A 9106-nucleotide genomic window follows, 5' to 3' on the forward strand; every position below is an offset into this window, starting at 1 on the left:
ACCTCGCGAGAGGAGCTTTCCGTGGCATCCGGACGGCAGAACATCGCCGACCCGGCGCGGCAGAAAATCTGTCGTGTTGGGAGTAGACATTCGGTCTTCTGCGGCGCTAACGTTCTTCTCGTAGCCAGGCAGTGAAGAAGCACGGCAGAGATGAACTGGCGTGCATGCAGGTCAAGCAGGTTGTGGAACGGCAGTGGAGTGGCGGGGCCGGAATCGGTGGGTCCCGTGACTGGCTGCCGGGCCGTGCGGCCCCAGGGGCCGCGAGCAGTCCCGCGGAATCCGGCAGTACAACCCGAAGGAAGTGAGGAGTAGACACCGTCAGGATCGCCCGGGCGGGCATCACTGCGCCCGGGTACCGCAGACCCCAGAACGGAAGGTGGTCCCCGGTCACGCTTACGCGATCCCCGCACAGCCGCCCGGTCTACCGGGCGGTCGGCGGAAAACGAAAGCCGGCGCACATAGTCGGCAGATGGTGTTGAAACCCGGGGCCCGGGTGCCGTAACGGCACCCGGGCCCCTCGATGCGTTCCCGAAAAAGAGGTGCTGTGCCCCCTGAGAAACCCCGCCCCGCCGACAGACTCGACGACGACGACTATCCCGCCTTCACGGTGGGCCGCGCCGCCGACATGCTCGGCACCACCCCGGCCTTCCTCCGCGCCCTCGGTGAGAACCGGCTCATCACCCCGCTGCGCTCGGCCGGCGGGCATCGCCGCTACTCCCGCTACCAGCTGCGTATCGCCGCCCGAGCCCGTGAACTCGTCGACAACGGCACCCCGATCGAAGCCGCCTGCCGCATCATCATTCTCGAAGACCAGCTCGAAGACGCCCTGCGCATCAACGAACAGCAGCGCCAACAGCACAACTCCGCCGGCTGAACCCTCGGCAGGCACCGCCAGGAGAGAGCGGCGGGGTTCAGACGGGTGCACCGCCGCCCGCCGCAGCCGGGAATGACGATCGCCGACCGTGGCGCGGGCGAATCCGGCGCCCGGTCACCTGAGCCCCGCAAGATCCGGACGACAGGACCTAGACCTCGGGAAGAGAGGGATCCGGTGTCCAGGGGGACGGCGCGGTGACGGACCAGCGCTCGTGGTCGCGCCAGGCCCCGTTGATGTAGAGGTAGGCGGGCGACAGACCCTCGTAACGGAAGCCCAGGCGCTCGACCAGGGTCACGGAGGCCTTGTTCGACGGCTGGATGTTCGCCTCCAGCCGGTGGAGCCGCAGGTCTTCGAAGGCGTGCCGCATGACGGCGGTGAGTCCCTCGGTCATATAGCCCCGCCCCGCGGACGGGGCGAACGCCGCGTACCCGAGGGACGCGCCCTGGTAACGGCCCCGGATGATCGAGTTGATGTTGACCATGCCGGCGGCCGTACCGGTCTCCCGAACGCGGATCACATAGCCCCGGTTGGTGCCGTCCTCGAAGCGGCGCATCCAGTCCCGGAACGCCTCCGCGGTCGCGGGCAGCTGCATCGTCGCCCGGTGCAGCTCGGCGCTGGCCCTCACGAGCGAGCAGAACTCGTCCTGGTCGGCGAGGGTGAGCGGGCTCAGTTCGACCCGTGACGGTGTATGGGGCATGCGCCAATGGTAGGACCCGGCGGTACGCCGCCCGGTCGTCGCCCTCGCGGTGGCCCATTCGGGCGCCATTTCACGGCGGCTCTTTCGGCTGCGGCGGTCGGACCGCCGTCGCGGGCTAGCTTGGCTGCGCCGCCGGGGTGCGGGACGCACCTCATGGGCGGCGAACGGCTGTTCGTGCGCTCCGGCGGCTCCCGGCCCGCGAGCAGAGGAAGCCCGACATGTCCAACCACTTCACCGGCCTCAGCCTTGGGGCGCCGCTCGGCGACCAGCGTCTCGACCTGTGCGACCTGTACGCCTTCGGGGCACCCGGCGATCCGAGCAGGACCGTTCTCATCCTCAACGCCAACCCCGTCGCGGACGCCCTGCACCCCGACGCCGTGTACCGCCTGAACATCGACAACGACGGCGACCTCCTCACGGACATCGCCTTCAGCTGGGTCTTCAGCCCGCCGGCGGCGGACGGCTCGCAGACCTACAGCGTCTTCATGGCCACCGGCGCTGACGCCCGCAAGCCCGAGGCCGTCGGCACCAAGATCGTGTCGGACGCCGCAGTCTCCTTCGACACCCGGGCCAATGTGGTGGTCAGCGGTGACTACAAGGTGGCCGCCGGCAGCCGCAGTGATGCCTTCTTCTTCGACTTCGACGGCATCCAGAAGCTGTTCGACACCAGCGGCAAGCGGAACTTCACCTCACCGCATCTGAGCGGTGAGTCCCCGTGGACCGGTGTCGACTCCAACAGCACGGCCAACGTCTTCTCCATGGCCGTCGAACTGCCCACCGCGGAGCTGGCGCCCAAGCCCGAGCTGCGCATCTGGGGCCGGTGCAGCGTCATGCGCGACGGTGAGCTCGTCCACGCGGACCGGGCCGGGCACCCGTCGGTGAGCAGCTTCTTCAACACCGACGACACCAAGGAGGAGTACAACGCCGGCGAGCCCGTCGACGACCGGGCCCGGTGGACGGACCAGTTCGTCCACCTGCTCGGCCACACCGGCGACTACTCGCGTGAGGAGGCGATCGCCGCGCTCGACGAGCACGGCATCCTGCCGGACGTGCTGCACTTCGACCCGTCCAGGCCCGCCGCGTACCCCAACGGCCGCACCTTCTCCGAGGACGTCATCGACATCCGCGTCGCGTTCCTCACCAAGAACGAGGCGCCGCCCACCGGTCTGACACCGCACACCGACACCCTGGACCGGTTCCCCTACCTCGGCGACCCGCACCCCGCAACCGCGACCTGACCGACCCCGGCGGAGCCTGCCGCGCGGGTGCCACCCCAGGCCCAGAAGTGGCGGGGCGGGATGCGCGGGCGTGGAATGGAGGGGCGGGGAGGAGACGTGGAGGCGCTGTGGGTGTGACACCGCTGACCGAGATCCTGGCCAAGCCTTTCGACGAGCGCTACGCCGTACCGGCCATCAACGTGTTCAACGACCTCACGCTGGAGGCCGTGCTGGCGGCCGCGGTGGAGAACGCGTCGCCGCTGATCGTGCAGACCTCTGTCAAGACGGTCAGATCGATCGGCAGCGACGTCCTCCACGACATGTGGACCTCGATGACCGCCGGTATCGAGGTGCCCGTCACCCTGCACCTGGACCACTGTCCGGAACGCGAGGTCATCACCGAGTGCCTGCGGCGGGGCTGGAACTCGGTGCTGTTCGACGCGTCCAAGCTGCCGGTCGAGGAGAACATGCGGCAGACCGTCGAGGTCGTCGCGGAGGCCCGCGCGTACGGGGCCGCGGTCGAGGGCGAGATCGAGTCGATCACCGGCGTGGAGGACGGCATCGGCAGCGCCGAGGCCGCCGAGCAGCAGACCCTCGCGGTCGCGCTGGAGTTCCTGCGGACCACGCACGTCGACGTCTTCGCCCCGGCGATCGGAAACGCTCACGGCTCGTACAAGCAGGCGCCGGTTCTCGACGCCCAGCGCGTCTCCGACCTCGTGGCGGAGTATCCGGTGCCGATCGCGCTGCACGGCGGCAGCGGACTGTCCGACGAGCAGTTCCACGATCTGATCTCCCGGGGGTGCGCCAAGGTCAACATCTCCACGGCCCTCAAGGAGACGTACATGAAGTCGAACCTGGCCTTCCTGCGGACGGCGGAGGAGCGGCAGAAGTGGGATCCGCCGTCGCTCTTCCGGGCCGTGCGCCAGGACGTCGTCGAGATGGCCGGTTCGCTGATGAGGCTCTTCGGCAGCGCCGGGAAGGCGGGGTAACCGTGCCCGCGCTCATCTTCGACTGTGACGGTGTCCTGGCCGACACCGAACGCGACGGGCATCTGCCCGCCTTCAACGAGACGTTCGCGGAATTCGGCCTGCCCGTGCGCTGGAGCGACGAGGAGTACGCGCGGAAGGTGAAGGTCGGAGGCGGCAAGGAGCGGATGCGGACGCTGCTGACGCCCGAGTTCGTCGCCGCCGCCGGCCTGCCCTCCGACCCGGACGCGCTCGATGAGCGGGTCGCCCGCTGGCACCGGCGCAAGACCGAGATCTACACCGGGATCATCCGGGGCGGAAGCGTCCCGCCCCGGCCGGGCGTGCGGCGCGTCGCCGCCGCCGCGCACGAGGCCGGGTGGACGCTCGCGGTCGCGTCCACCTCCGCGGAAGCGTCCGTCCGCAGTGTGCTCGAACTGGCCATGGGGCCGGAACTGGCCGCCCACTTCGGCGTGTTCGCCGGCGACGTGGTCCGGCGCAAGAAGCCCGCCCCGGACATCTACGCCCTGACCGTGGATCGGCTGGGCCTGAATCCGGCGGACGCCGTCGTGATCGAGGACAGCCGCAACGGGATGCTGGCCGCGCTCGGCGCCGGGCTCGCCTGCGCGGTCACGACCAGCGCCTACACCGGTGACGAGGACTTCACCGGGGCCTTGCTGGTGGTCGACTCGCTCGGCGACCCACCGCCGCGGGAGACCGTCACCCGGGTGCTGAGCGACCCGCTCGGCGTCCGGCCCGGGCCCTGTGTGGTACTCGCGGACCTGGCCGTCCTGCCCAGCCGTGACGGCGCCCCGGACCCCACGGCAGCCGATCCGCCCGTGGACGGCCCCCGCCCCCGGCCGCGGTGACGTCGCGGCAGTCAGGAGAGCCATGTCATCGCCATCACCGACACCGTCGCCGTCGTCGTCGACTCCGGCCGACGACCTCACCTTCGTCGTCCGGTCCGTCGCCCGGACCGCGGTGGACAACGAGAAGGCCTTCGGCGATCTCGACGCCGTCGCGGGCGACGGGGACTTCGGGTACTCGCTCGCCCGCGGCTTCGAGATCGTGCTCAGCGACTGGGACGACCTGGCCTCGGACTCCCCGGCCGACACCCTGAAGAAGGTCGCCCTGGTGATCTCCAAACGGGTGGGCGGCACCTCCGGGCCACTCTGGGGCACCGCCTTCCTGCGGGCCGCCGGGGCCGTGAAGGACCGGCCGGAGCTGAACGCCGCGGACGCCGTGGCCATGCTGCGGGCCGCCGCCGAGGGGATCAAGGCACGGGGCAGGTCCGACCTCGGGGACAAGACGCTGCTGGACGCGCTGATTCCGATGACCGACGCCCTGGAGCGGCGGCTGGCCGGCGGCGAACCGGCGGCCGGCGGTGCGGAACTCGCCGCCCTGGCCGCCACGACCGCCCGCGCCGCCGCCGACGCGACGACCCCCATGCAGGCCAGACGCGGGCGCCAGAGCTACACCGGCGAGCGCAGCATCGGCTCGCCCGACCCGGGCGCGGTGGCGATCGCCGTCATGGCGGAGCGCGTCGCCGCCGAGTGGGAGGCACGCGACTGACAGCGGACACCGGGCCGGGCGCCCGGACCGAATCCCCGTCCCGGGGCGCCCGGGACGGGCCGGATCAGGAGGAGTTGCGGCATGAAGAAGTTCGTCAACGACCCGAAGGACTACGTCGCGCAGATGCTGGAGGGACTGGCCCTGGCCAACCCCGACACGCTGAAGTACGTGCCCGACTACAACCTGATCATGCGTGCCGACGCCCCGCGCGAGGACAAGGTCTCCCTTGTGCAGGGATCCGGATCCGGCCACGAGCCGGCGCACGTGATGAGCGTCGGCAAGGGGATGCTCGACGCCGCCTGCCCCGGTGACGTGTTCGCCGCGCCGCCCGCCGACTTCGTCTACGAGACGGTCAAGCGGGTCGCCTCCCCGAAGGGCGTCCTGCTGCTGGTCAACAACTACACCGGGGACCGGATGGCGTTCGAGATGGCCGAGGAGTTGTCGCAGGCCGACGGGGTCACCGTCCGTACCCTCTTCATCGATGACGACGTGGCCGTACAGGACTCGACGTACACCGTCGGCCGGCGCGGGGTGGCCGGCAACTTCTTCGTCATGAAGGCCGTCGGCGCCGCGGCCGAACGGGGCGCGGACCTCGACGAGCTGTACCGCATCGGCGAGAAGGTCAACTCCGTCACCCGCAGCATGGGCATGGCGCTCACCGCCTGCACGCCGCCGGCGAAGGGGTCGCCGCTGTTCGACCTGCCCGAGGACGCCGTCGAGATGGGCGTGGGCATTCACGGTGAACCGGGCCGCAAGCGCGAGAAGCTCCAGTCGGCGGACGCCATGGTGGGCGAGCTCGTCAGCGCTGTCGTGGACGACCTGCCGTTCGCCTCCGGTGACCGCGTCGCCCTGATGGCGAACGGACTCGGCGGCACACCGATCGGTGAGCTGTACCTGGTCTACGGCCTGGCCCACAGGCAGCTGGCCGACCGCGGCATCACGGTCGGGCGCAGCTACGTGGGTGAGTACTGCACCTCGCTCGACATGGCCGGCGCCTCCGTGACACTGGTCCGGCTGGACGACGAGATCTTCGAGCTGCTCACCGACCCGGCCGAGATCCCGATCCGGGTGTTCTGACGGGCGCCCCTGTCAGCAGCGGCCGCGGAGCGTCTCCGCACCGTCGCCGGTGAGATCGTCGCAGTACGTCGCGCGCCCGGTCATGGCCATGATCAGGGCCACGGTGGAGCCGGACACGAGCGCCCCGGAGCCGGCCGTGAACGGCCCGTCGTCCGCGACGAGCCGGAGCCCGCCTATACGGCCCTTGGCCAGGACCACCTGGTCCGTACCCCGGTAGTACTCGGCCACCAGCGTGAGCGTACTGATCGGATAGGGGTGGCGGATGCCGAGCGGGCGCCGGATGTCCTCGCCGTGCACGATCGCCTCGCCGAGCAGGGCGATGGCGGGGACGGGAGGCTTGGTCCTGCTCGGGACCGAGCGCCGGAACCTCTCAAGAGTCTCGGCGGGACTCGAACCCAGATGCTCGGCCAGCCGCATGGCCACCATCTTGTCGAAGTCGAACCGGCAGCGGATCACACCCGCGAGCCAGCGCACCGCGTTGAGGTTCGCCGACGCGGTGAGGTGTGCCAGCACCTCGCGCACCGTCAGCTCGGTACAGAGCGACGTCGTCGCCCACCGCTCGTCGGTCAGGTCCGCGAGATCGGCGGCCAGTGCCGCCCGCTCGGTGCGGATCAAGGGCCAGACGTCGGTCTTGCGGCCGGAGTCGGCTGTCGGTTCCGGATCGATCACGAGAGAGGCTCCTGTCACGGGTCGTGTTCTGTGCCGCACCGGAGCCGGAACGGAATTCAGGCCGGGCGTCCAGGAGAGGACTCCCGACCCGGAGCGGAATCATCGCTCGTGACCGAGTTTTCTTCCACGTTCTGAGACAACACCCGGCGGCGGTTACGCGGCCAGGAGGCCGGCCAGTCTGTCGCGCACACCGTCCCGGTCACTCTCAGGGGCCGCCACCAGCCTCTCCCGCTGCCCTGGGTCCCGGGACAGCACGTGCAGCCGCCCCTCGTTCCGGGCCAGGATCAGGTCGGTGCTGGCGCCCGCCGTCTCGGCCGATCCGACCGCGGTGTACTCGGTGACGGTGACCAGCGCGGAACGCTCCGACCCGGAGAGCACCGCGTCGGCGTCCACCGGCCGATCGCCGTCCGCCGACGGTCCCCGGGGCAGCCACTCGGTGAGCGTACGGAGCGCCTCGTCGAGCTTGTACAGACCGATCTGGTGGACGCCGAGCGCGTCGATGCGGACCATCAGACAGATCTTCTCGGGCTGGGGGAGCAGCAGGATCCGCCACGGCTCGCCCGGGGCAGTGCCGGTCGTACGCGCGTCGAGCACCTTCCTGGCCCGCTGCTGGAACGCCACGGCGATGCCCAGGTCCCCCCGTACCTGGACCTCCTCGCCCGAGGACCCCGCCAGGAGCAGTTCGCGTGCGGCCAGTGAGCGGACGGCCTCGGCGAGTTCGTCGTCCGAGGGCCGCGCCTCCAGGAAGTCCACGATCGCGTCCACGGCCGTGAGTTCGGCGATGGTGTACGCGCCGAGCAGCACCGGCCCGGTGTTCACCAGATCCACCACGGCCGAGACCAGTCCCTGGGGGACGGATGCCTCGCCCGGTCCCGGCCGCGCCGCCGGGGGAGTACCGCGCCGGTCGTCGTTCATGCCAGACCTCCTGCCGGCCATCCGTCCGTGGAAGGCGCCGCCCGGCTCTCACGGAGCACCGCGGCGGCCGTACGGGACGGGGTCTGCGTCACCCATACGTCGGAGTTGCCGAACAGGCCCCGGCCGCCCCTCCCGGACAGCGCCTGTCCCAGCTCACCGGCCAGATCCGGCCGGTCCGGCGGTGGGAACCGGGACGCGAGTTCCTGGGACCGGGACACCGCCGTGACGTCGTCGTTCGCCTCGATCCGGCGCAGCTCCCGGGTGAGCGACCGCGCGACTGGCGGGCTCAGGGACGTGGGCACCGCCAGAACCGGCGAGAGGTACAGCGGGCGCCGCTCGGTCATCCGCGACAGCCCCCACGGCCCGACGTTGCTGTCGGTGAACTTGTAGACCACGTAGTCCATCAGGTGCCGCAGATCGCTCGGCCGCGGCAGCTTGGATCCGCCGAACGCGGCCGGGGTCTTCTCCAGCTGCACCCAGGTCCCCTGTGCCGTACGGCCGTGCAGCTTCTCCCGTACGACGTGTCCGCGCATCCCGATGTCGGGGTAGACCGCCTTGTCGATGTCGCGGTGGTGGCTGGAGAGCCGCGGATGGCTGCCCTTGGCGAACCGCCAGCTCTCGTACAGCTGTGGATCGTCCACCAGCACATGGCCGCCGCGCAGTACGTCCCGCAGCTGCGGCACCTGCAGGCCGTGCGCCTCCAGATCGGCGAGGATCACCGCCTCCTCGGGGCTGAGCCGCTCGGCGGCCCGGACCAGGCCCTTGCGGTACGACCCGGCCCGCGCGGTGATCTCGATCATGAGCCGCACCCTGGTGCGCACCTGTTCGGCCCGCTCGGCGTGGCCGGTGTCGGAAGCCGCTCTGCCCGGCCGCTCGGCGAGCGTCCTGACGAACGCCGGCGTGTGCTTGCGCTTCATCTCGTCAGTACAGCACGACACCCGGGCACGCGCAGGGGCTGGCGGCCCGCGCGACTTTGCCATTCCTTTACAACCTGGTCCGTCGCCCCCTCGTCTCTCCTCCCGATCACCGGCCCCGCCCGCCGGATCCCCGGGCAGGCGGACGACGAAAGAGAGCGACTCATGCGCCGAACCGTCCTCAGTGCCATGGCACTCGCGAGCACCGC

10 protein-coding genes are annotated in these 9106 nt (G+C 70.7%); 6 read left to right on the forward strand and 4 right to left on the reverse strand.

Going from position 1 to position 9106, the window contains the following annotated elements:
• The first annotated feature begins 544 nt into the window (after positions 1-544).
• Positions 545-874 carry a MerR family transcriptional regulator gene (locus GXP76_RS10805; RefSeq protein ID WP_242571245.1) on the forward strand — a complete coding sequence of 110 codons (330 nt, stop codon included), beginning with the start codon at positions 545-547 and terminating at the stop codon, positions 872-874.
• A gap of 148 nt (positions 875-1022) precedes the next feature.
• Here the strand turns inward: GXP76_RS10805 and GXP76_RS10810 are convergent, their stop codons facing one another.
• Positions 1023-1571, reverse strand: coding sequence for a GNAT family N-acetyltransferase (locus tag GXP76_RS10810; RefSeq protein WP_242571246.1), 549 nt, complete (start codon positions 1569-1571; stop codon positions 1023-1025).
• A 218-nt stretch (positions 1572-1789) separates the two neighbouring features.
• On the opposite strand from GXP76_RS10810, the gene GXP76_RS10815 reads away from it, so the two are divergent.
• The 5 genes from GXP76_RS10815 to dhaK all read left to right on the forward strand — a co-directional run bounded on the left by GXP76_RS10815 (position 1790) and on the right by dhaK (position 6399).
• The gene (locus GXP76_RS10815) at positions 1790-2809 is read left to right on the forward strand and encodes a DUF4331 family protein (protein ID WP_242571247.1); all 1020 of its coding nucleotides are present in this window, start codon (positions 1790-1792) and stop codon (positions 2807-2809) included.
• A 107-nt stretch (positions 2810-2916) separates the two neighbouring features.
• Positions 2917-3777 (forward strand): class II fructose-bisphosphate aldolase, encoded by an 861-nt coding sequence (locus GXP76_RS10820; protein WP_242571248.1) that lies wholly within the window; start codon positions 2917-2919, stop codon positions 3775-3777.
• Positions 3778-3779: 2 nt separating this feature from the next.
• Positions 3780-4619: an HAD-IA family hydrolase gene (locus GXP76_RS10825; protein ID WP_242571249.1), complete on the forward strand. Its 840-nt coding sequence runs from the start codon at positions 3780-3782 to the stop codon at positions 4617-4619.
• Positions 4620-4641: 22 nt separating this feature from the next.
• The gene (dhaL, locus tag GXP76_RS10830; RefSeq protein WP_242571250.1) at positions 4642-5322 is read left to right on the forward strand and encodes a dihydroxyacetone kinase subunit DhaL; all 681 of its coding nucleotides are present in this window, start codon (positions 4642-4644) and stop codon (positions 5320-5322) included.
• An 81-nt stretch (positions 5323-5403) separates the two neighbouring features.
• Positions 5404-6399 carry a dihydroxyacetone kinase subunit DhaK gene (gene dhaK / locus GXP76_RS10835; protein WP_242571251.1) on the forward strand — a complete coding sequence of 332 codons (996 nt, stop codon included), beginning with the start codon at positions 5404-5406 and terminating at the stop codon, positions 6397-6399.
• Between the two features lie 12 nt (positions 6400-6411).
• Here the strand turns inward: dhaK and GXP76_RS10840 are convergent, their stop codons facing one another.
• From GXP76_RS10840 to GXP76_RS10850, 3 genes are all read right to left on the reverse strand, one after another.
• Positions 6412-7068, reverse strand: a complete 657-nt coding sequence (locus GXP76_RS10840) for a maleylpyruvate isomerase family mycothiol-dependent enzyme (RefSeq protein ID WP_242571252.1) — start codon at positions 7066-7068, stop codon at positions 6412-6414.
• 153 nt (positions 7069-7221) lie between these two features.
• Positions 7222-7983 (reverse strand): hypothetical protein, encoded by a 762-nt coding sequence (locus GXP76_RS10845; RefSeq protein ID WP_242571253.1) that lies wholly within the window; start codon positions 7981-7983, stop codon positions 7222-7224.
• Positions 7980-8900 carry a hypothetical protein gene (locus GXP76_RS10850; protein WP_242571254.1) on the reverse strand — a complete coding sequence of 307 codons (921 nt, stop codon included), beginning with the start codon at positions 8898-8900 and terminating at the stop codon, positions 7980-7982. Before GXP76_RS10850 ends, GXP76_RS10845 begins: the two co-directional genes overlap by 4 nt.
• Positions 8901-9106: the final 206 nt, after the last annotated feature.

This window comes from Streptomyces sp. NP-1717 (assembly GCF_022695985.1).
In the GTDB taxonomy this organism is placed as follows: Bacteria; Actinomycetota; Actinomycetes; order Streptomycetales; family Streptomycetaceae; genus Streptomyces.

What these genes read in the sequence shown, in the direction of transcription:
- GXP76_RS10810 (WP_242571246.1), bottom strand. Translation starts at nt 1,571, where the DNA reads ATGCCCCATACACCGTCACGGGTCGAACTGAGCCCGCTCACCCTCGCC.
- GXP76_RS10815 (WP_242571247.1), top strand. Translation starts at nt 1,790, where the DNA reads ATGTCCAACCACTTCACCGGCCTCAGCCTTGGGGCGCCGCTCGGCGAC.
- dhaL (WP_242571250.1), top strand. Translation starts at nt 4,642, where the DNA reads ATGTCATCGCCATCACCGACACCGTCGCCGTCGTCGTCGACTCCGGCC.
- dhaK (WP_242571251.1), top strand. Translation starts at nt 5,404, where the DNA reads ATGAAGAAGTTCGTCAACGACCCGAAGGACTACGTCGCGCAGATGCTG.
- GXP76_RS10845 (WP_242571253.1), bottom strand. Translation starts at nt 7,983, where the DNA reads ATGAACGACGACCGGCGCGGTACTCCCCCGGCGGCGCGGCCGGGACCG.
- GXP76_RS10850 (WP_242571254.1), bottom strand. Translation starts at nt 8,900, where the DNA reads ATGAAGCGCAAGCACACGCCGGCGTTCGTCAGGACGCTCGCCGAGCGG.